The 21,228-nt window shown below is 32.6% G+C and carries 20 protein-coding genes and 1 tRNA gene; 8 read left to right on the forward strand and 13 right to left on the reverse strand.

Annotated features, from left to right (window positions below):
- Positions 1-390: 390 nt before the first annotated feature.
- The 3 genes from IEV77_RS15675 to IEV77_RS15685 are packed head-to-tail and all read right to left on the reverse strand — an operon-like array spanning position 391 to position 3,811.
- The gene (locus tag IEV77_RS15675; RefSeq protein ID WP_188466537.1) at positions 391-1,374 is read right to left on the reverse strand and encodes an SDR family NAD(P)-dependent oxidoreductase; all 984 of its coding nucleotides are present in this window, start codon (positions 1,372-1,374) and stop codon (positions 391-393) included.
- Between the two features lie 3 nt (positions 1,375-1,377).
- Complete coding sequence (locus tag IEV77_RS15680; protein ID WP_188466539.1) at positions 1,378-2,628, reverse strand: sulfotransferase family protein; 1,251 nt, start codon at positions 2,626-2,628, stop codon at positions 1,378-1,380.
- A 1-nt stretch (position 2,629) separates the two neighbouring features.
- On the reverse strand, positions 2,630-3,811 hold the full coding sequence (locus tag IEV77_RS15685) for a DUF1214 domain-containing protein (protein ID WP_188466541.1): 1,182 nt from the start codon (positions 3,809-3,811) through the stop codon (positions 2,630-2,632).
- Positions 3,812-3,865: 54 nt separating this feature from the next.
- On the opposite strand from IEV77_RS15685, the gene IEV77_RS15690 reads away from it, so the two are divergent.
- The gene (locus IEV77_RS15690; RefSeq protein ID WP_188466543.1) at positions 3,866-4,684 is read left to right on the forward strand and encodes an SDR family NAD(P)-dependent oxidoreductase; all 819 of its coding nucleotides are present in this window, start codon (positions 3,866-3,868) and stop codon (positions 4,682-4,684) included.
- On the opposite strand, the gene IEV77_RS15695 is transcribed toward IEV77_RS15690, so the two are convergent.
- Positions 4,681-5,352 (reverse strand): EthD domain-containing protein, encoded by a 672-nt coding sequence (locus tag IEV77_RS15695; RefSeq protein ID WP_188466545.1) that lies wholly within the window; start codon positions 5,350-5,352, stop codon positions 4,681-4,683. The two genes, IEV77_RS15690 and IEV77_RS15695, sit on opposite strands and share 4 nt — an antisense overlap.
- Positions 5,353-5,428: 76 nt before the next feature.
- On the opposite strand from IEV77_RS15695, the gene IEV77_RS15700 reads away from it, so the two are divergent.
- On the forward strand, positions 5,429-6,469 hold the full coding sequence (locus tag IEV77_RS15700; protein WP_188466548.1) for an NAD-dependent epimerase/dehydratase family protein: 1,041 nt from the start codon (positions 5,429-5,431) through the stop codon (positions 6,467-6,469).
- 38 nt (positions 6,470-6,507) lie between these two features.
- Here the strand turns inward: IEV77_RS15700 and IEV77_RS15705 are convergent, their stop codons facing one another.
- The 7 genes from IEV77_RS15705 to IEV77_RS15735 form a co-directional block, all read right to left on the reverse strand.
- Positions 6,508-7,065 (reverse strand): hypothetical protein, encoded by a 558-nt coding sequence (locus tag IEV77_RS15705; protein ID WP_188466550.1) that lies wholly within the window; start codon positions 7,063-7,065, stop codon positions 6,508-6,510.
- A 130-nt stretch (positions 7,066-7,195) separates the two neighbouring features.
- Entirely contained in the window at positions 7,196-9,349 is a 2,154-nt protein-coding gene (gene scpA / locus IEV77_RS15710; protein WP_188466552.1) for a methylmalonyl-CoA mutase, read from the reverse strand.
- A 17-nt stretch (positions 9,350-9,366) separates the two neighbouring features.
- On the reverse strand, positions 9,367-10,029 hold the full coding sequence (locus IEV77_RS15715; RefSeq protein ID WP_188466554.1) for a hypothetical protein: 663 nt from the start codon (positions 10,027-10,029) through the stop codon (positions 9,367-9,369).
- A 4-nt stretch (positions 10,030-10,033) separates the two neighbouring features.
- Positions 10,034-11,386: a methylmalonyl-CoA mutase subunit beta gene (locus tag IEV77_RS15720; protein WP_188466556.1), complete on the reverse strand. Its 1,353-nt coding sequence runs from the start codon at positions 11,384-11,386 to the stop codon at positions 10,034-10,036.
- On the reverse strand, positions 11,376-11,705 hold the full coding sequence (locus tag IEV77_RS15725; RefSeq protein ID WP_188466558.1) for an FtsB family cell division protein: 330 nt from the start codon (positions 11,703-11,705) through the stop codon (positions 11,376-11,378). Before IEV77_RS15725 ends, IEV77_RS15720 begins: the two co-directional genes overlap by 11 nt.
- Positions 11,705-12,313 (reverse strand): uridine kinase, encoded by a 609-nt coding sequence (gene udk, locus IEV77_RS15730; protein ID WP_188466560.1) that lies wholly within the window; start codon positions 12,311-12,313, stop codon positions 11,705-11,707. Before udk ends, IEV77_RS15725 begins: the two co-directional genes overlap by 1 nt.
- A gap of 88 nt (positions 12,314-12,401) precedes the next feature.
- Positions 12,402-13,508 (reverse strand): PQQ-dependent sugar dehydrogenase, encoded by a 1,107-nt coding sequence (locus IEV77_RS15735; RefSeq protein WP_188466562.1) that lies wholly within the window; start codon positions 13,506-13,508, stop codon positions 12,402-12,404.
- Between the two features lie 93 nt (positions 13,509-13,601).
- On the opposite strand from IEV77_RS15735, the gene IEV77_RS15740 reads away from it, so the two are divergent.
- The 6 genes from IEV77_RS15740 (at position 13,602) to IEV77_RS15765 (ending at position 18,207) form a co-directional block, all read left to right on the forward strand.
- Positions 13,602-13,679, forward strand: a tRNA-Pro gene (locus tag IEV77_RS15740).
- Between the two features lie 270 nt (positions 13,680-13,949).
- Positions 13,950-14,378 carry an FKBP-type peptidyl-prolyl cis-trans isomerase gene (locus IEV77_RS15745; RefSeq protein WP_188466564.1) on the forward strand — a complete coding sequence of 143 codons (429 nt, stop codon included), beginning with the start codon at positions 13,950-13,952 and terminating at the stop codon, positions 14,376-14,378.
- Between the two features lie 100 nt (positions 14,379-14,478).
- Positions 14,479-15,408: a DUF1295 domain-containing protein gene (locus tag IEV77_RS15750; RefSeq protein ID WP_188466566.1), complete on the forward strand. Its 930-nt coding sequence runs from the start codon at positions 14,479-14,481 to the stop codon at positions 15,406-15,408.
- A gap of 91 nt (positions 15,409-15,499) precedes the next feature.
- On the forward strand, positions 15,500-16,342 hold the full coding sequence (locus tag IEV77_RS15755) for a porin family protein (protein WP_188466568.1): 843 nt from the start codon (positions 15,500-15,502) through the stop codon (positions 16,340-16,342).
- Between the two features lie 76 nt (positions 16,343-16,418).
- Entirely contained in the window at positions 16,419-17,567 is a 1,149-nt protein-coding gene (locus tag IEV77_RS15760; RefSeq protein WP_188466570.1) for a sulfotransferase family protein, read from the forward strand.
- Positions 17,560-18,207, forward strand: coding sequence for an START domain-containing protein (locus tag IEV77_RS15765; protein ID WP_188466571.1), 648 nt, complete (start codon positions 17,560-17,562; stop codon positions 18,205-18,207). Before IEV77_RS15760 ends, IEV77_RS15765 begins: the two co-directional genes overlap by 8 nt.
- A 7-nt stretch (positions 18,208-18,214) precedes the next feature.
- Here IEV77_RS15765 and IEV77_RS15770 read toward each other — a convergent pair whose 3' ends face one another.
- Together IEV77_RS15770 and IEV77_RS15775 are read right to left on the reverse strand one after the other, a co-directional pair.
- Complete coding sequence (locus tag IEV77_RS15770) at positions 18,215-18,955, reverse strand: outer membrane lipoprotein-sorting protein (RefSeq protein WP_188466573.1); 741 nt, start codon at positions 18,953-18,955, stop codon at positions 18,215-18,217.
- A 5-nt stretch (positions 18,956-18,960) separates the two neighbouring features.
- A complete protein-coding gene (locus IEV77_RS15775) occupies positions 18,961-21,201 on the reverse strand; it encodes an efflux RND transporter permease subunit (RefSeq protein ID WP_188466575.1) in 2,241 nt (746 codons plus the stop codon).
- Positions 21,202-21,228: the final 27 nt, after the last annotated feature.

The following is a 21,228-nucleotide window of genomic DNA, read 5'->3' on the forward strand; positions in this document are numbered from 1 at the left end:
TTTTCTTTGAATATTCGTAAAAAATTAGAATGGCAACCACACTCCATATTAATCTATAAATCCAAATATTCAGTTCAAAACCGAATATGCTTGTATATTCCGAATTTCCTAAAAAACTATAAAAAACAATTCCAAGTGCTAATATTCCTATTATTAAATTCACTGTTTTTCTCATAATAATTAATTCTTAAATATTTGTGTTTTTGTTTTTTAGAAATTTTCGGAACTAAAATTGGTTGAAAGCACGTGCTTACTTTTAATTTTAGAATTCTATCTGTAAAATTAGGAACAAATTTTAGTAAAACACTTTTATTCTGGACGTTATTTAATTCAATTATCTTTAATTACAAGAGCATACTCACAAATAATAGAACAATCAATTTGGTTTTTCTATTGAACAGACTCTTTTAATAAAGTTTCGGTCATTTCCCACAAACGTTTTCCATTTTCAGGATCGGAAGCATTGTCGTCAACCTCTCTTCTGCTCATTAAAAATAAATAATCTTTATTCTTCCCTTCTACATCTTTTGAAGCCGTTAAATACACTACTGGTTCTGCTGCTTTTTCAGGTGAACTAAAAAAGATTTTAAAAACCAATTTCATAACAGGTTGCACCAATTTAGGAGCTTCGCGTGCAATGTTGGAATTTATAGGTCCTGGACACAAAGCGAAAACAGAATAGTTTACCTTTTCGGTATTCAATCTTCTTTCTAATTCTTGAGCAAATGTGGTTAGTAATAATTTGTAATAGCCATAACGCTCAACGGTTTTAGCCATTTTATGATCTTGGAATTCACCAAAAGTATCCCATTCAAAAGCTTTTGGGTTACGGTGACTTTCAGATGAAATAAAAATAATTTTTGGAATTGAAGCTACTTTCGTATTAAAACAATCTCCTTCTAATAAGCCATTAACCAAAACAAATTTTGATAAATAATTCACGGTAAACATTTCATCTAACCCATCTGAAGTTTTTCTGGCTTCGTTTACTACAATAGCAGCATTACAAATCAATACATCTATTTTTCCAATCTTGGATTTTACTTCTGAAGTTAAGTTTTTTATAGAATTGAAATCAGATAAATCAACAGAAAGCATTTTAATTTTATCACTTCCTGAAGCTTTCATAACTTCTTCACCTTTTTCAGGAATGCCACTTCTAACTGCCATAATAACTTCAGCATCTAATTTTGCTAATTGTTTAGCTACAGCCAATCCCAAACCAGAACTTGAACCTGTAATCAGGACTTTTTTTCCAGTCAGATTATCAGACGAATGTAATATTCCAACTCGTTCTCTTTTTTTGAATAAATCTAAAATTCCGCTAACAGTTGCTTGAATCGGACTATCGTATTTTTTAATTTTTTTACTCATTTTTTACTGTTCTAATGTTTGTTGAAAGGCTTGATATTCCTTTGTAGACTCACTAATATACGCTTCATCTACACCAAAATCTTCTAAATGGTATTTATGTATGCCATATTTTCCTTTTGGATTTTCATTATTTGATTTTTCAAAAATGGCTTTTAATTCGGGTGAAATAATCTCCCCTCGATCAGTATAAATTTTTTCAAGAGCGTCTAAAGAATCTCTGACTAATGCCTTATATGAAATATCAGTAAATATAACGTCTGCTTCATTTTTGGTTCGGTAATCCAGTGCTTTTTGCAATATATATCCGTTTTTCCGCACCCAGTGTTTTGCAACTTCATTTTGTTCTACTTCTTTACTAAATAAAATGCGAGAATAAGATACCATACTTAAAAAGGACGGAATACATTCTTGAACATCTCTATGTGTCCAAATAAATTGAACCTCTCCAAAATGTTTTTTAGCCATTGGTAAAAACTCTAAATGATGAGGTGTTTTCAAAACCCAACGTTTCGCAGGTCTTTGCCATTGTAACAACTTTAGTAATTTTACCATGTATTCATAGGCTGGTGATTGATCTGTTTTTTCTAGCCAAGCAGCATAGGTTGGAACATGCATGGTTGCTTCTGTTGTTGTACTTAAAAATGAAACATCTAACAGCAGAACATCTTCTTCGGGAGCTTCAGATTCAAGAGGGTGAATGGCAAAAAATCCAGGAGACATATGTTTCAAGGCTTTGACACTTGTATGGGCAATCTTAAGGCGCTCTTTTCCTGTTTTATCATCGTTCTTTATTGGCGCTGGATTTAAAGCTTCCCAACTTAAGAGAGCACGATTGTCTGGATCTGCAGCTAACAAGCGTTGTAACTTTGTAGTTCCAGTGCGTTGTAAACCAACAATAACCATACATGGATATAATTCTTGTTCTAAAATTTCAGGATATCTTTTGAAATACTCTTCTGCCCGTAATCTAACAGCCAATAAATTAATAATGCGTTGTCTTGCAATAAACTGTCCAATTGGGTGTAATTTAGCTTCTTCATTGATAGATTTTAGCATTACTTTCAATGGTTCTTCCCAAAAATCACCAAAATCAGATAATCCTGTTGCTTTTACTGCTGCTTCTTTTAAGCATTCAATTTCTAAAGTCGATTTTGTTCCTAAAGGATAGGTTTTCAACCAAACACTATTTATCAGATTAAACCAACCTGGTTGTTTGTTGAAATCACTCGAAGTATATGTCGTTCCTGCGTTCATATTATTTTAAACTATTCCATTTTACGACTTCGCAAGTCGGTTGAATTTCTGTTCCTTCTTTTTCTAATCGATACCATCTCCAACACATAGTTCCCTCTAAATGGTCACAGGTATTTAACCAATTTTTTAATTCAGGATTTTTATGTGCGACTATAATTTTTATACTGCCATCAGGTTCATATTCGGCTGTGCCTTTGCTAATGCAAATAGTGTGGTAACGATAATCTAAAGATTCCATCCAATAATTATTTAGTTGAAAATTCCAGCTATCGCATGCTGGTGGTTTAACCGTAATTACCAAGGCTTCATCTTCTTTTAAATTCCAATAACTATGATAATAAATAATATTAGCATCGCCTCCTGCCGCATTCGATACTTTCGGGTCGAATTGTGGTAAGGTGTTAGCATGTTTTTTAAATCCTTTGGCCCAACGTGTAAATAATATGGGAGCTCCAGCAACAAACATGGCAGCCATTTTTAAACCTTCATCTATCAATTTTGGGGTAATAGCATCGGGTGATTTCTTTCCGTTTAAATTTTCTATGGTAATTTCTGCAGGCACTTCTTCAAAGCGATTTAAAAACGTCTGACGAACCATGACCATGCCAGTTTCGTCTTCAAGTTTCAGCCAGTTCTTACCTTTTTTTTCTTTGCTTAAAATAATTTCAAAACTCCCATCGGCTTCTAAAATCAAGTCTTTTCCTTCCAAAGCCCCACATGGCGATAAGCCTCCTGTTGTTCCATAATTTCCATTCTGGGTAAAAAATCCAATATAATGTGCTGTGTTTCTTTTTCCAATGATTTTATATTCAAATTCACCACTAATTTGCGCGTTGAAATAATAATTATCAGGATTATCAGCTCCCATTTTTACAGTTTCATGCACCATTCTTTTAAAAATAGGAAAAGAAGGATCGGCATATTCCACAAAAGCTTCTAGTGAAACTCGGGTTAAACGTGTTAAATAACGAACGCCTTCAGCCTGTGAAAAAGCATCTTGAGGTGTTCCAGAAGCTTTTAAGTTGGTGCCAGCTAATTTTAATTGATCGCAATACTCATCCCAAGATTTTCCTGATACAATGCGTTCATTATAAATATCATCTTCTGTTTTCCCAGAAAGCGATAATCTAATAGATCTGAAAAATTTCGAAATATTTAAAAAAGCAAAAAGGAGTTTACGCATTGGTTGAAATTAGTGTATTTTTAATTTTCTTAAAAGTAAAGGAATTTTATAAATATGGATGTCAATCTATTCAAAAAAAAATACGGAAGTTGGGCAATTGTTGTTGGTTCGGCTGAAGGTTTAGGAGAAGCCTACTCCATAGCTTTAGCAAAAAGGAACATCAACTTGATTATGGTGGATAATAAGCAAAATTCCCTTTCTACATTAGCCAAACAACTTGAATTAGATTTTAATATCGAAACTATAGAATTATGTCTGGATTTATCAGATTCTGATGCTGTAAAAAAAATGATGCATGACATTCAAAAAGTAGATTGTCGCTTACTTATTTACAATGCAGCTTACAGTTTAATTAAACCTTTCGTGAATCATTCTGAAGAAGAATTAGATTGTTTTATTGATATTAATACAAGGTCTCAACTAAAATTAGTCCACCAGTTTTCAAAATTATTAGTCGATAAAAAACAAGCTGGAGGTATCCTATTAATGTCTTCGTTAGCAGGATTAATTGGTATGCAATTGGTTTCAACTTATGCCGCTACAAAAGCGTTTGCATGGAATTTAGCTGAAGGATTGCACTACGAATTAAAACCAAAAGATATTCATGTCATGTCTTGTATTGCTGGAGCTACTTTAACGCCAACCTATTTAAAAAATAAGCCGACTTATGGACTTATAAAACCTTTGGTTATGAAATCTGAAGATGTTGCCGAAAGCGCTTTAAATTCATTAGGAAAGAAAGCCTTGTATATTCCTGGATTTTCTAACCGAATGAATTACTTTATTTTAACACGATTATTACCTCGAAAATTTGCTGCTTCGATAGCAAATAAAACCATGCTGACCATGTTTAAACATCAAAGTAAAAACTAACTTTTTATATGATATTCTGCAGCTAAATAAGTTTCAATAGTTCCGTAATCTAAAAACGATTTAGTATCTGTATAAACTGAAATCATATTTGGAATCATTTTAAGAGGGCCTCCAAAAAATTTTACAGGATTTAATAATTCAGCTTTGGTGCTACAATGTTCTTCAACAATACCATCCCAATTTTCAGTGTTATTTGGTCCACGTTCATCAACGACATTCCTGTCATAATGGGTAAGTGGATGAATCTTTAAGGAAAGAGGTGTATGACTATGATGCCAACGATCGATAAACGTATTGTAATCAATCGATTTTTTTTGATTGAAAAGGGTCAACAAACAGATGCCTGGAGTTACTTTTCCATCAGCCCAATTTTTATTATAAGCTACGGGAAGTGCTTCTGTAACATCAAAAGCTCCTGCAAATCCTTTTGCGTTTATCAAATCATCAAAATAGTCTTTTTCTGAACTTTTTATAGATATTGAAGCCACTTTGTCTTTTTTAAAAGGAATGATTGAAATAGTAGGAGGAGGCGTTTCGGTTAAAACTACTTTTGCTAAAATAGTTGGGTTTTTATCAACTAAATTATTTGCTATTAGAAGAATATAGTCTTTAAAATCTTTATAACTCTCTGTCTTTTTACCTCTTATTAAGTATATTGTTTTTGTCATTTTCAAAACCAATTATTATGAGTAATTTAGTTGCTTGTATTTACGAGCAAGATACTAATAAATTGATGAAAAGCATATGGAAAACAAGCAACCACATATATTTTTAACTGGAGGATCTGGTTTTATTGGAAGTCGGATTGTTGAAGAATTATTAGCTGAAGATTCTCCTTTAAAACCATCGAAAATTACCGTTTTTGATAAACAGCCATATCAAGGAGTTGAAAATGAAGTTATTCATTTTATTCAAGGTTCTATTTGTGATTATAAAGCTGTTGCAGAAGCTAGTAAAAATGCTGATCTTGTTATTCATACTGCTGCCATTATTGATTGGGGAACTAAAACAAGACAAGAAGTTTTGAATATTAATGTGGAAGGCACAATAAATATCATTAAAGCTTGTAAGACAAACAACATTAATTATTTGGTATATACAAGTTCATTAGATGCTGTTTTTACGGGTTTTCCTTTGATAGATATTGATGAATCTCAACCTTATCCTGAAACACATGCAACTGTATATTGCGAATCTAAAAAATTGGGAGAATTAGCCGTTTTGGAAGCGCATTCATCTACCTTAAAAACATGTGTTTTAAGACCTTCAGATGTTTATGGCGAAGCCGATCCGTATCACATGGATCCATTAATTGATATGGCAAAGAGTGGTTTTTATGTGCGTTTAGGAAATGGGAAAGCTAAATGTCAACATGTTTATGTAGGCAATATGGCTTATGCACATGTATTAGCTGCAAATGCTTTGTGGACAGGAAACCAAAAAGTTGAGAAAGAAGTCTATTTTATTACTGATAGTGAAGGACATAATTTCTTTCATTTTTTTGACAACATTGTTGAAGGAGCAGGTTATAAGATTTTCCCAAAAAATGCCTGGATACCTAAAAAGCTAGCTTATGCTATTGGAAGTATGTCTGAAGGTATTGCTGTTTTATTTCGACCAATTAAACATTATAATCCAAAATTTAGTCGGTTTGCTGTAACTTATACGTGTACGGATTTTACGTATTCCTCAAAGAAAGCATTAAATGATTTTGATTTTCAACCAAAATATTCAACTGAAGAAGGGCTTAAGAGAACAATTGGGTTTTATTCAAAAAGGAGATAAAGTGTCAAGTGAAATTGCTTATTTTTTAACTCAGTTCTTTATAGTATCACGTTTTTCTTACCACTTTGGATTAAAATTATACTGAAACCGACTAGGGTTATCGCATATCCGAAAATCAGTCGAAAAGGCAATGGGATAATATGCCACAAAATGAGATTAGCTATTAAAATAATTACTATTCCTATCTTATTATTCTGAAAGTAATTCAAGCTTAAAATTAATAAACCAAGCTTAAAAATTTTAGAGCTTGGTCCTATGGTCATGAAAGTTTTCCAAATTGATGGGACTTGTGAGATATGATTAGTGAATTCATTACGCATTTCTTCATTTGGAAAGCTCCACCAAATAAAATCCAAAACACACATTCCAATAATGCACGTAATGCCTATTAAAGTTAAAGGTATTCCAATTAAGCTAAATATCTTTTTAGGAAAAGAAACTACTTGAGGAATTAGTAAAACCACTCCAACTAACAAAAACCAATGTGCAAAATCAATAGGTTTTTGAGCATACACAAAATCATTCCCTTGAGACATTATAATCTGACCTATTAGAATGAAAACTAATCCTAATAAAAAGGATATTTTGTATGTCATTTCAGTCATATTTTTGAGTATTTAATCTTTAGTTGATGGTTTCCTCAAAAGGCTACAACGTATTATATAATCACAAATACTTGTGTTAAGCAGTTTGTTATTGGGATTTCATTATTTTTTGTTACCTATTTTAATCAATCAATATCTCTAAAATCTGAATAGCAGCATCGCTAATTTTGGTTCCAGGCCCAAAAACAGCCATAGCTCCAGCATCAAATAAATATTGGTAATCTTGTTTTGGGATCACGCCACCAACAACTACCATAATATCGTCTCTGCCATATTTTTTAAGCTCTTCAATAACTTGTGGTACTAAAGTTTTGTGTCCAGCAGCCAAGGATGAAACCCCAAGAATATGGACATCATTTTCTACTGCTTGTTTGGCAGCTTCGTGTGGGGTTTGGAAGAGTGGTCCAATGTCCACATCAAAACCAACATCGGCATAACCAGTTGCAACCACTTTGGCTCCTCTATCGTGACCATCTTGACCCATTTTGGCAATCATGATACGTGGTCTTCTGCCGTCTTGTTCGGCAAATTTATCGGCAAGTTCTCTTGCTTTGCTAAAAGAGGAATCATCTTTAATTTCTTTACTATACACGCCAGAAAAGGATTTAATTTGTGCTTTATAACGTCCGTAGACTATTTCTAAAGCATCGCTTATTTCACCTAAAGTAGCTCTTTCTCGAGCCGCTTCAACAGCTAAAGCTAATAAATTATTATTCCCTTTCAAAAGCGAATCTTTAGAATCTTTAGACCAAAGTCTTGCTGCTTCTGTTAAATTGGCTAATGCCTTATTTACTTTTATAGGATTTCTTTCGGCTTTTATCGTATTTAAACGTTCTATTTGAGAGTTTCTAACCGTTTGGTTGTCCACTTCCAAGGTGGAAATTGGATCTTCTTGGTCTAATCGGTATTTATTAACTCCTACAATAATATCTTGGTTAGAATCTATCCTAGCTTGTTTTCTTGCAGCAGCTTCTTCAATTCGTAATTTTGGAATTCCAGCTTCAATAGCTTTGGTCATGCCACCAAGTTCTTCAACCTCTTCAATAAGTTCCCAGGCTTTTTGGGCAATATCATGTGTTAATTTTTCAACATAAAAACTGCCTGCCCAAGGATCGACAGTTTTAGTGATTTTGGTTTCTTCTTGAAGAAATATTTGTGTGTTTCTGGCTATTCTTGCAGAAAAATCTGTTGGTAAGGCAATAGCTTCATCTAAGGCATTGGTATGTAAAGATTGTGTACCACCAAAAGCAGCCGCAGCAGCCTCTATACAGGTTCTGGCAACATTATTAAAAGGATCTTGTTCTGTTAAACTCCAACCACTGGTTTGGCAGTGAGTTCTTAAAGCTAGAGATTTTTTGTTTTTAGGATTGAATTGTTTCACCATTTTGGCCCATAACATTCTAGCAGCTCTCATTTTTGCAATTTCCATAAAATGGTTCATGCCAATGGCCCAAAAGAAAGATAATCTAGGCGCAAACGTGTCTATGTCCATACCAGCATCCAACCCTTTACGAATGTATTCTAGTCCATCTGCAAGGGTATAAGCCAATTCGATATCGCAGGTAGCTCCAGCTTCCTGCATATGGTACCCAGAAATACTGATACTATTGAATTTTGGCATGTATTTACTAGTATATTCAAATATATCCGAAATTATTTTCATGGAGGGAGTAGGAGGGTAGATGTACGTGTTTCTAACCATAAATTCCTTAAGAATATCGTTTTGAATGGTTCCAGCTAAATCTTCTGGGTTGACTCCTTGCTCTTCAGCAGCAACAATATAAAATGCCATAATGGGTAAAACGGCGCCATTCATGGTCATGGAAACCGACATTTTATCTAGAGGAATCTGGTCGAAGAGAATTTTCATGTCTTCAACAGAATCAATAGCAACACCTGCTTTTCCAACATCACCAACCACACGTTCATGATCAGAATCATAACCTCTGTGCGTCGCAAGATCGAAAGCCACGGATAGGCCCTTTTGACCAGCAGCTAAATTTCTTCTGTAAAATGCATTACTTTCTTCAGCAGTAGAAAAACCTGCATATTGACGAATAGTCCATGGTCTTCTAACAAACATAGTACTATAAGGTCCACGCAAATACGGTGCAATTCCAGCTACAAAATTTAAATGTTCTACGTCTTTTAAATCTTCTTTAGAATAGGTGGATTTTACATCTATATCTTCAGCAGTTTTAAAAATGGTATCTGCTTTTAGTTTAGGACTTTTAGCTTCTTGAAGCGTGATATGTTGAATATTTTTTCTAGACATTTTAATCGTGTTTGAATTTATTCAGCTTTTTGTTCGTCTTTTAAGATAACGTTATTGGCGTTGTTTTCGGATGTTGCAGTATTTTGAGTCTTTGGTTTTTCAGTTACTTGTGTAGGATCTACATCAAATAAGTTTGCATAAAACAAATCCAAAGCTACGTAGGTTGCCATATATCTGTCTTGATTCGAATTTTTTACATGTTTATTAAGTGGAGCTCTAAAATAATCTGAACGCATATTGTTTGCAGAAATCAATGCGTGGAAAGTGGTTTGTAATCCTTTATTTTTAAAATTGTTGCTCACACAAGTCATAATATCTGAGTTGTAATTTATACTATTATCAGCATTCCAAAGGTCTTGATCGTCTTTTAAAGCTTCAAAAACTTCCATGGTATGTGGTGATACGATGTCTTGATAATTTGCATTTCCAGCTATCGCATCTCTAGTAAAAAAAGAGTAAGATCTACGAAGGTCTTTGTTTGATGGATTATATTTATCGGTAATATCATCTTCAAAAGAAAGCAAAGCTTCAAGATATAATTTGGTGTTTAAATTTTCGCAAACCAACACATTTTCTTCAGTTGCATACTTAAAATTATTAAAGGATTCTGAGTCCTTTTTACAATTTAAAAGTGTCAGACATATGGTGATAATTGAAAGTTTTAATAGTGTTTTATTCATGATTTTACTCAGTTTTTATTCTGTTTTGTTCTAAAGTTTCTGCTAATCTTTTTTCTATAATAGGTACGATTAACGTTTTTCTAGGATTGGTTTTTACAAAAGGATATATTTCTAATTCATCCTTCATCTTATCATCAGGATTTGGATGTTTATTGGTTCCTAATAAAGTTTCTTCACCATTATTAAATTTCGTTTGTTCTTTTTCGGCACTATCTTTAATTTTTCTTTGAATAATTCCTTCCTTTAATTGTTTTAAGAAACCGCCATTTGCTTCAATATCCTTAAATAATTCTAAGGCTTTTTCTGCTAATTGTTGAGTGAGACTTTCAATATAATAAGCACCATCTGAAGGATTATTCACTTTATCGAAATAGCTTTCATGTTTTAAAACTAAAAGTTGATTTCTAGAAATTCTGTTTCCAAATTCATTGTCTTTATGATAAATAGCATCATAAGCCAAGTTGTTTATGGTATTTGTGCCACCAAGAACAGCACTCATACATTCTGTTGTTGTGCGAAGTAGGTTGGTGTTATAGTCGTAAAGGGTTTTGTTGCGTTTAGTTGGGATTGTAAAAATGTGACATTCTGAATTTATGCCATATTCTGAAGCCAAAGTTTGCCAAAGCACTCTTAAGGCTCTCAGTTTTGCGATTTCAAAGAAATAATTGGTGCCAACTGAAACATTAAAGATTACTTGAAGAGATTCTTTATCTTTTAAATGATTTAAATATTCGTTTACATGAGCCATAGCATAAGCTAATTGCTGTACAATTGTAGCTCCTGCATTTTGGTATAAAGACACATCAACACTAATGGTTGCCGTATTAGTAACAATAGCTTCAAATTGTTTATGATCTTCCTGTAATGTCGAAAACCAATTGCCACTTCTTGCCAGATTTCCAATTATATCAGTAAGGATAATTGTTTTGTCTCTTGAAGCAACTTCTAAAAGTTGATTAGTAAAAGTAACAGACACAAAATGAAGTTCGAAAAATAACTGTGTTTTATTTGAGTCGATTCCTTTTAAAAGCGATTCAATTGAAATATCTTCTGAAGGAATAATAAATTTTAAACTTTCGGCTCCTTTATTCAAGAGCCCTCTAGCCCGAACATTTGATTTTTCAACATCTGCAACAAAGATGGTTTCACAAATTTGCCACTGCGTAGCTTCTGAAGAAGACACATTTGGCATAGATGAAAATTCGTCAGCATGATAAAAGGGTTTTACATCAATTCCTTCATTTGTTTTCCAAATAAGGGTTTCGTTATAATCGGCTCCTTTTAAGTCTGCTTGAATTTTTTGTTTCCATTCTTTAGATGAAACTTCGCTAAATTCTTCAAATAATTTATTGCTCATTTTTATCTTTATTTGCTATGCTATCCTGGTACTCAATGATGAAAATTTCTTCATTATCTTTCTTCATATAATATTTTTCACGAGCCAATTGTTCAACACCTTCCTCGGTACTTAATATTTTTATTGCTTTTTTGTCTTTGGTGATTTCGTTTTTATAAAAGTCTTTTTCAATTTCAAGTTCGTCAATATCAGAGTTTAATTCGTTGTGAATTAACCAAGAATTGGCATCAAAAAAAATCATCCAAACAGCAAATACAACAAGTATTAAAACAAAAATGTTTTTAAACGGTTTTAAATATTTGCTCGAATTATTAGCCATTATACTAAGCGTTGATTGATAATAGTTTTTACAATATCTACAGCTACTGTATTGTACTTATTGTTAGGAATAATAATATCTGCATATTCCTTCATAGGTTCAATAAACTGTTGATGCATTGGTTTTAATGTGTTTTGATATCTGGCAAGCACCTCTTCAATATCTCTGCCACGTTCTGTAATATCACGTTTTAGCCTTCTAATTAAACGTTCGTCGCTATCTGCATGCACAAAAATTTTAATGTCGAACATCTCTCTTAATTCTGGGTTTGTAAGAATTAAAATCCCTTCTACAATCATCACTTTTCTAGGATGCGTTAAAATAGTATCGCCAGTTCTATTATGTTTGATAAAAGAATAGACAGGTTGATGAATATCTTTTCCCTCTCTTAAGTCCTTTAAATGAGACTCAAGGAGTTCGAAATCTATAGACCGAGGATGGTCGAAATTGATTTTTACTCTCTCGTCAAAGCCTAAGTGAGTTGTGTCTTTGTAATAAGAATCTTGAGAAATGACTCCAACTTCTCCTTCAGGCAATTCTTTTAAAATTTGATTTACAACGGTTGTTTTTCCGCAACCAGTTCCCCCAGCAATTCCTATAATCAGCATGAATGTTTGTTTTATTTAAAGCACAAATTTAGGTATTTACATTGGAAATATAGGAGGTATCTTTGAAACTTACCAACCATAAAATTTATTAATTTTCAGGTAAAAGCTTCACGATACCAAGATTTTCAATTCCAACATACATATAACCGTCTGGGCCTTGTTCTATGGAACGAACCCTTCCAAGTCCTTCCAATAATTTTTCTTCACTTATAACACTGTTATCTTTTAAAATACATCTGCTAACATATTGAAATTTTAAGGATCCAACTAGTAAGTCACCTTTCCAACCAGGATATTTTTCACTAGAAATAAATGCCATACCACTAGGAGCAATGGAAGGTACCCAATAATGTATTGGAGGTTCCATTCCTGGAAGACTGGTGTAATCGGTTATTTTTGTGCCACTATAGTTAACGCCATAAGAGACTTTTGGCCATCCGTAATTTTTACCGGATTTGATAATATTAATCTCATCACCACCTTTTGGGCCATGTTCATGGGTCCAGATTTCTCCAGTTTCGGGATGGACTTTCATGCCTTGTGGGTTTCTATTTCCATAAGAAAAGATAGCTTTTTTGGCACTTGGAGTTTTGTAAAATGGATTGTCCTCTGGAATACTACCATCATCATACAACCTATAAACTTTACCACAATCTCTGGTTAAGTCTTGAGGATTTGTTTCTTCATCTCCTCTTTCTCCAATAGTAAAAAATAAGTAACCCGCTTTGTCAAAAACAATTCTGGAACCAAAATGATGTCCACCTGTGCTATTTGGGGATGCTTTATAGATTATTTCTTTACTAACTAATTTATTGCCATCAAGTTTTGCTCTCAAGATAGCCGTGTTAGAACCTTTTCCTTCTCCCTCAGGAGATGCGTAAGAAAAGTAAATCCATCCATTTTTGGTGTAATTGGGGTGTAATTCAATATCCATAAGGCCACCTTGTCCGCGAACATCTATTTCTGGCAACCCTTCAATTAGTGTTTTTTTTCCATCTTTAAAGTGAATGAGTTCTCCTTTTTTTTCGGTTATTAATATAGAATTGTCTGGTAAAAAAGTAAAGCCCCAGGGGATATTTAATTCAGAGACAACAACTTGATAGGTTTCTGATGAAGCTGTTTCTTTTTTTGTTTGTCCACAAGATAAAATACTTATTAAGCTAAAAATAATGAAGGATGAATATTGTAATTTCATAGTTAAAATCTTTATTCTATAAATTTAGAAATAAAAGTTGTTTGTTGTTAAAGAAAAGCCATATATTTGCACCTCAAATTTTTGATAACTATTCGGGGTGTAGCGTAGCCCGGTTATCGCGCCACGTTTGGGACGTGGAGGCCGCAGGTTCGAATCCTGCCACCCCGACCAAGAATAATCCAATCACGAAAGTGGTTGGATTTTTTGTTTTAAAACGGTAAAGCTTTTTAATTAGACTTAAGTTATGCTAATAATACTAAGACTGAAAGATAATTCTGCTTTCCTACCTATTAAATTGCAAGAAGTTGGTTATTCTTTCTTTTCTTAGTGGTATTTCGTTAATTTTATCTTAATTCTCAAGGATTTAACCCATAAAAGGTTGATGGTCTTTCAATAAATTTATAGTTTTGCATAGATTTATTAAACAAGAAAATATATAATATGAGTCAAGTAAAAGAAAATGATACAGTAAAAGTTCATTACACAGGAAAATTAAGCAATGGTCAAGTTTTTGATAGCTCTGCTGATAGAGAGCCTTTAGAAGTAACTCTTGGTCAAGGTATGTTAATTCCTGGTTTCGAAAAAGCGATCATTGATATGAAATTAAATGAGAAGAAGACTATAAACATTCCTCAAACTGAGGCTTATGGTGAAGTTCAAAAAGAATTATTTCATGAAGTTAAAAAAGAACAATTACCACAAGATATGGCTCCTGAAGTAGGGATGGGCTTAGCGTCTAAAAATCCTGATGGTTCTGAAAATCAATTCAGAGTATCAGCTGTTAATGATGACCATATTATTGTAGATGGAAATCACCCTTTAGCTGGTCAAGACCTTACTTTCGATTTAGAATTGGTTGAAATAAAATAATATTTTTCAATAGTTAGTATTTAAAGAGCTTGAGTTAATTCTCAAGCTCTTTTTTTTACAAAAATTTGTTTACTTTTATTCCCACCAAATAAAAGTTTAAATGAATATTATAAAAGTTGCAACGCTATTAATTACTACCTTATTAGTAGTTCCAATTATCAGTTATTTCTTCGGAACCCCATTAAACGAAACAGAATGGTTAGCCCTAAAAACTGTTTTATATATTAATCTAGGAGTTATTATTTATTGTTTTGTTATTGGAGAATTAACAGATAATAAAAGTCAGGTCGATAAATTATGGAGCTTGATACCCATAGCCTACACTTGGGTAATTACAGATTTTGGTAACTATTCTCCTCGCTTAATACTTATGTCCATATTAGTTACTATTTGGGGAATAAGATTAACCTATAATTTTTCAAGACACGGTGCTTTTACAATTAGGTTTTGGGAAGGTACAGAAGATTATAGATGGCAGGTTTTAAGAAGTAAACCTGAATTCCAAGCTAAATGGAAATGGACGCTCTTTAATTTATTTTTCATTTCGGGTTACCAGAATATTTTAATTTTATTATTTACACTTCCAGTACTTGTCGCTTTACAATTTAATGAAACTCCTCTTGGATTTTTAGATTATTTAGCAGCCGGCTTCATGTTGTTTTTTGTTGTTTATGAAACTATTGCAGACGAGCAACATTGGCGTTTTCAAAGTAAAAAACATCAAATGATTAGAAATAATGAGCCTTTGACTGGGGATTATAAAAAGGGGTTTTTAGATAAAGGTTTATGGGCTTTCTCTAGACATCCAAATTATTTTGCCGAACAGAGTGTTTGGGTGAGCTTCTATTTATTTAGCGTTTCAGCATCTGGACAATGGATTAATTGGAGTATTGCTGGTTGCCTGTTGTTGATAGTGCTTTTTCAAGGAAGTTCAGATTTTAGCGAAGAAATTAGTAATAGCAAATACCCTAAATATAAAGAGTATCAAAAAAAAGTATCTCGTTTTTTTCCTTTGAAATCGAAAAAATAGGATGGCTGATATCGTGTTTTTTATCGGTACCTCTTTTTATATATTTTTCCTATATTAGCCGCTAATTAACCAACAAATAAAACAATAATAAATGAAACATTTTAACAAACTAATGGTGTTAGCTCTTGTCTTAATTACGACAGGAACTTTTGCACAAGAAACTAAATGGGGTGTCCGCCTAGGTGTTGGATTACCAAACCTTCAAAGTACAGATGACAACATCTACAGTAAAGATTATAAAACAGTAGCTGGTTTTGATGGTGGTATTTTTTTAGATTATGGTCTAACTGAAAACTTTTCTATTAAAACAGAATTGTACTATGCAACAAAAGGTGGAGAAAGAAATGGGATGCAACCAATTCCTCCTGCACAATTAGATCCACAATTAGGTCAACTAACTGGTGGTGTTCCAGTTTATGCTAATTTTGATAACAGAGCTGTTTTTAATTATATAGGAATTCCAGTTTTAGCTAAATACGAATGGAATTTAGGTGATAAATGGGGAGTATATGCAAATGCAGGTTTATATGTAGAATTTATTTTAAGTCCAGAACAAGAAACTTCAGGTGAAAGTAAATTTTATTATGATGAAGCTGGAACAATGGCAGTACAAGTTCCTTATAATGCAGGTACTGATGAAAATCCAGTTATTATTATGGTAGATCTTCCTGCTCAAAACATGACTGCTACTACAGACATCGATAAAGATCTTGCAGACATGGATTTTGGAGCCATGTTTGGTGGTGGTGTGTCTTATAATTTAAATGATACCAGCGAATTAATATTTGATATGCGTGGTTCTTATGGATTTATTCCATTACAAAACGATACAGAAACTTATGGTACTGTTCATATGGGAAGCTTTACGTTTTCTTTAGCTTATGCTTATACGTTTAAAAATAGAAGCAAAAAAGCAACTCCAACTAACGATTAATTATTACAATAAATAAACAATACAAAAACCTTGGAGAAATTGAATCTTCAAGGTTTTTTTTTGATAAATTTGATTCATGTCTCAAAAAAAGAATAGCAAAAAAGGAGTTTTACTGCCACCAGCTGTTGGGTATTCATTTCATATTGTATTAAAATTAATAAGTGATAATAAAATTAACTTTAAATATTATCTAAGAACTATTATTATTTTAATAGTCAATCTTATTAATTTTCCGTTTAGAACCTATGAAAGATTGTTTATCAACCCAAGGTTTAAAAATATAAATATAGAGAAGGATCCTATTTTTATTTTAGGACATTGGAGAAGTGGTACAACCCATTTACATAATGTACTAAGCCAAGATTCTCAAATGGCTTACACAACTACTTATCAAAGTGTTTTTCCAGATACACTTTTCAATAAATTAGGACGTCTTTTATTTAAAGGTTTTGCCACCTTATTAATTCCGGGAAAAAGAGCAGGGGATAATGTAACCTTAGGGTCGTCTTTACCGCAAGAAGAAGAATTTGCTTTGGGAGACAAAACCCCTATTAGCTTTTATTACTTTTGGATGTTTCCAACAAAAATCCCAGAATACTACCAACGTTTTATTCGTTTTTCAGGAATTAAAGAGAAGCAACTAGATAAATGGAAAAATGAGTATAAATTGCTTATTAAGAAAGCAATTAAAAACACCAATAAGGAAAGATTTTTATCCAAAAACCCACCAAATACAGGTCGCGTAAAGGAATTATTGCAGATGTTTCCAAATGCAAGGTTTATTCATATTCATAGAAATCCAGTAGAAGTATTTTTGTCTACTCAAAATTTCTTTAACAAAATGATGCCTCATCTGCAACTACAGAATATATCTAAAGAAGTTGTAGATAATCATATCGTTCAAGTTTATAAGGATTTAATGAGTGACTATTTAGAGCAGAGAGATTTAATTCCTAAGAATCATTTGGTTGAAATTAAATTTGATGAATTTGAAATCAATCCGATTGATGAGGTAAAACGTATATATAGTGATTTGGGAATAAATGGTTATCAGGAAGCTTTACCAAATATAGAAGCTTATTTAAGTAGTATGAAAAGCTATAAAAAAAACACGCATACCATTAAAGAATCTCAAATGAATGTTTTAAAAAATGAATGGCGTTTTTCAATGGAAGAATGGAATTATGTCATACCTAATAATATAAGTATTGTAAAAGATGAATAGAATAAAAAGTTTGATTGTATTGTTATTACTTTGTGTTTTTCAATTTTCGATGGCTCAAATGCAAGATGGCTGGAGTCTTCAAAAAGATGCTAGTGGTATAAAAGTTTATACAAAGGAAGCGGGGGATTCTGGCTACAAGCCATTTAAGGCAACCGTTTTGCTTGATAATACGGTGGAAGAATTTGCATCTGTTATGTATGATGTAGATGGACTTTTGGATTGGGGTTATAAAATTAAAACAGCTTGGTTATTTGAAAGATCTGGAGATTCACTTCAAATATATTATGCCGAGGCCAAAGCTCCTTTTCCTTATAAAAATAGAGATGGTATTTATAAAAATGTATTCCAATGGAATTCTAAAACAAAAACACTATTAGTTAAAATTAACTTATTAGAAAATTACAAAGTTGTGGATCCAGATTTAGTAGCAATTAAAGGACATGGATACTGGAGCGCTACGCAATTGAACTCGGGAAAATTGGAAGTAACTTTTATGATGGAAGTCAATCCTGGAGGTGAGATTCCAGCATGGATGGCCAATATGGTTGTCGACGATTCTCCATATTATACCTTATTAAATTTGAGGGAAGCTATCAACAAACCTAAATATAAAAACAAAAAGTACAGTTTTATAAAATAGTAATCGGTTATTGTTTTAGGTTTTCTACTGTAAAAATATCGTCTGAAATACCTTGGTCAAATTTAAGATCTAACATAACAATTTTTGTTGAACTTTCTTTTTTAATATCTTTCATGGTAACCTCTTGAGCATACCAATATTTGCCGCTTTTTAAATATTTGTAAGTGGCTACTTTTCTTATCTCATCACCTTTATAATAAAATTCCATCACCATTGGGTAATTGTTTGCTTTATCAACGGTCATTATTATTTTAGAATATTCCATGGACTTGTCTTTAGGAGTCAATTCCAATAAATATGCCTTCGGATCTAGAGATTTAAGGAATTCAGGAGTATATCTTGAGCTATATGGAATACCACTCATATCTTCATAAGAGAAATCCGTTCCTGTAAACGCTTGACTTTTGCTTAAAAGCGATATTTTAACCGCCTTTCCAAAAGATGGCATGTATAACCACATTTTGTCATCTGGAAGTGATAAGGTCGCAATCCCAGCTTTGTTTTCTGGTTTGGTATATCTATATAATTTTTTATCCATTCCTTTTTGCTTCAATTCTGCTTCTCGAACAGTTTCATCTCCAGATTTGTCCGTTACAATAATTTGAACAGTTCCTTGCTTGTCTTTAGGAGCAGACATTATCTTGTCTACGTTTTGAAGAACGGTATTTGCATCTTGAGCATTCAAATGGGAGATGCTTAAAATTGTAAATGCAATGAAGACGAAGGGTTTTAATAGATTTTTCAACATGAATTTTATTTATTTTTATTTAAAAGAATCAAGATCACGGGCAACAAAGTTAAGGCTCCAAGTCCAGAACTTATCATACTTAAAGCAATAAGTATTCCAAAATATTGTAAAGGAACCATTACAGAAAACATTAGTACCATAAAACCAACAGATACTGCAACCACGTTAATAATAATGGCAGAGCCACTTACTGTTATAGCTTCTGTAATGGCTTCCTTTAGGCATTTATTACTTTTTATGGAATGATTGTAATGCGAAATAATATGTATGGAATAATCAATTCCAATCCCTAAGGCAACACTTGCTACAAGAACGGTAGCAATATTGAGTGAAATTCCTGTTATTCCCATAACCCCAAACAAAATAATAATGGTTGCAATTATTGGAATGGAAGCATAAATACCACTTAAAAAAGATCTAAGGATTAACCCTACAATGAAAATCATAAAAATGATAGCGATCGAAATACTGCCTATTTGGCTATTAATTAAACTTTGATCCATTGTAATATCTACAAATGGCATTCCTGTAATTTGAATTTTACAGTTTTCTGTGGAATTACTTTCAATAAAAGCATTCATGTATTTAGCAAATTCTTTTTTAGAATCGTTGTCTGGCGATTTAAACTTGGTAATAATAATGCCTTCTGTTAAATCTTTATTGACAAATCTGGACATAATTTCATTTCCATCTAATAAAAACCAAAGCTGTTGAATCTGTTCGGCATCATCTGGAACTTTTCTGTTTCCAGTAATCGCAAAGTTCAATTCAGAAATTAAATGAGCAATTGACATGGACGTATAAATGTCTGGACTTTGCTCCATATATTCTGAAGTTTCTATCATTTTTTTCAAGACTTCAGGATCCTGCATGTCTCCTTCAAAATAAACGAATACAGGCTTGGTGCCACCAAACTTGTCTACCATTATTTTTTCGGCTTGTCTGGTCGGGTTTCCTTCTTTAAAATATTCTTGAATATTGACACTTCGTTTAATTGAAAATACGCCAAAAATGCTAATAACTATTAGAACCAACCAAATGCTTAAAATCAATTTTGGGTATTTAAATAAAATAGTGTTCAACGGTTTTAAAACGTTGTTTGATAAAAATGAAGGCCGTTCAGCTCTAGAAATGTCTTTTTCTTTTTTAGATTTAAACACTTCCATGATAGCGGGAACAAAGAAAAGAGAGAGTAAACAGGCAAATAAAGTTCCTAAAGAAGTGAAAATTCCAAAATCGACAATCATTTGTAAATAAGCACCAAATACAAAGGACACAAATCCAATCATGGTTGTAATGGCAGCCAATATTACAGGAATTAATACATAGGCAAGCGCTTTACTTACAACATCTTGGTTTTCTGTTTTACTTATTATATTAATTCTATTCACCACATGAATGGCATAGGCGCTTCCAATAGCTAATAAAATAATTGGAATATTATTTGAAATCATGGACATACTATATCCCATCAATCCCATAATTCCCAAGCTCCAAACAATTGATATAACGGCTGTTAATAATGGTAAAATAACACCGTTAATAGTTCTGAAACTTAAAAACAGTATGAAACCAATAACTAAAAAAGCAATTGGTAAAAGTAACACGAAATCTCTTTTCATTAAATCTGAAATAGAGGTTACCAACATAGGAGATCCTGTATAATAAATGTTTTCGGAAAGCTTTAAATTAGAGACATTGCTAATAACATTTTCAGCAATGTCATTTACATTGGCACCATCTTCTAAGTTGAAAATAATTAAAGAGGAGGTTTCATCTTCCGAAACTATAGAGCCTTTGTACATTGCGTTAGACATGACATTGTTTCGTAACAACTCGAAGGCTTCAGGACTATTTGGGAAGTTGTTTTCATCGACCAAGCGGCCTATCTCAATGCCATATTCACTTCCTTTTATATTGATGATGTTGGTTAAACTAGAAACAGACGAAATGCCATCAATAACACTTAAAGTATCAGTAATGGAACGGATATCTTCCAGAACTTTGGTTTGATAAATATTATCTGTTTCTAAGATTACGACACCAATATTATTGCCACCAAAATTTTTACTAATTATTTTAAGAAGTAAAGCATTTGGATCGGTATCAGGTAAGGAGCTTAAAATATCCGCATCGATTTTTAAACTTTTCAAATGATACCCAAAAAACAGAGTGCAAATGGTTACTATTATAATAATTGGCCATCGTAAAGCAACAATGCTGTCAGAAATTTTTGTTGTATTCAAAGGTGTTGGTATGTTTTAAGTTACAGC

Origin of the sequence: Xanthomarina arctica (genome assembly GCF_014638915.1) — a bacterium.
Lineage (GTDB): Bacteria > Bacteroidota > Bacteroidia > Flavobacteriales > Flavobacteriaceae > Xanthomarina > Xanthomarina arctica.

Bases quoted from the DNA above. Each gene is read 5' to 3' on its own strand.
- IEV77_RS15745 (WP_188466564.1), top strand. From the start codon at position 13,950: ATGAGTCAAGTAAAAGAAAATGATACAGTAAAAGTTCATTACACAGGA.
- IEV77_RS15680 (WP_188466539.1), bottom strand. From the start codon at position 2,628: ATGAACGCAGGAACGACATATACTTCGAGTGATTTCAACAAACAACCA.
- IEV77_RS15705 (WP_188466550.1), bottom strand. From the start codon at position 7,065: ATGACATACAAAATATCCTTTTTATTAGGATTAGTTTTCATTCTAATA.
- IEV77_RS15735 (WP_188466562.1), bottom strand. From the start codon at position 13,508: ATGAAATTACAATATTCATCCTTCATTATTTTTAGCTTAATAAGTATT.
- scpA (WP_188466552.1), bottom strand. From the start codon at position 9,349: ATGTCTAGAAAAAATATTCAACATATCACGCTTCAAGAAGCTAAAAGT.
- IEV77_RS15675 (WP_188466537.1), bottom strand. From the start codon at position 1,374: ATGAGTAAAAAAATTAAAAAATACGATAGTCCGATTCAAGCAACTGTT.
- IEV77_RS15750 (WP_188466566.1), top strand. From the start codon at position 14,479: ATGAATATTATAAAAGTTGCAACGCTATTAATTACTACCTTATTAGTA.
- IEV77_RS15760 (WP_188466570.1), top strand. From the start codon at position 16,419: ATGTCTCAAAAAAAGAATAGCAAAAAAGGAGTTTTACTGCCACCAGCT.
- IEV77_RS15685 (WP_188466541.1), bottom strand. From the start codon at position 3,811: ATGCGTAAACTCCTTTTTGCTTTTTTAAATATTTCGAAATTTTTCAGA.
- IEV77_RS15725 (WP_188466558.1), bottom strand. From the start codon at position 11,705: ATGGCTAATAATTCGAGCAAATATTTAAAACCGTTTAAAAACATTTTT.
- IEV77_RS15690 (WP_188466543.1), top strand. From the start codon at position 3,866: ATGGATGTCAATCTATTCAAAAAAAAATACGGAAGTTGGGCAATTGTT.
- IEV77_RS15720 (WP_188466556.1), bottom strand. From the start codon at position 11,386: ATGAGCAATAAATTATTTGAAGAATTTAGCGAAGTTTCATCTAAAGAA.
- IEV77_RS15755 (WP_188466568.1), top strand. From the start codon at position 15,500: ATGAAACATTTTAACAAACTAATGGTGTTAGCTCTTGTCTTAATTACG.
- IEV77_RS15765 (WP_188466571.1), top strand. From the start codon at position 17,560: ATGAATAGAATAAAAAGTTTGATTGTATTGTTATTACTTTGTGTTTTT.
- IEV77_RS15715 (WP_188466554.1), bottom strand. From the start codon at position 10,029: ATGAATAAAACACTATTAAAACTTTCAATTATCACCATATGTCTGACA.
- udk (WP_188466560.1), bottom strand. From the start codon at position 12,313: ATGCTGATTATAGGAATTGCTGGGGGAACTGGTTGCGGAAAAACAACC.
- IEV77_RS15770 (WP_188466573.1), bottom strand. From the start codon at position 18,955: ATGTTGAAAAATCTATTAAAACCCTTCGTCTTCATTGCATTTACAATT.
- IEV77_RS15695 (WP_188466545.1), bottom strand. From the start codon at position 5,352: ATGACAAAAACAATATACTTAATAAGAGGTAAAAAGACAGAGAGTTAT.
- IEV77_RS15700 (WP_188466548.1), top strand. From the start codon at position 5,429: ATGGAAAACAAGCAACCACATATATTTTTAACTGGAGGATCTGGTTTT.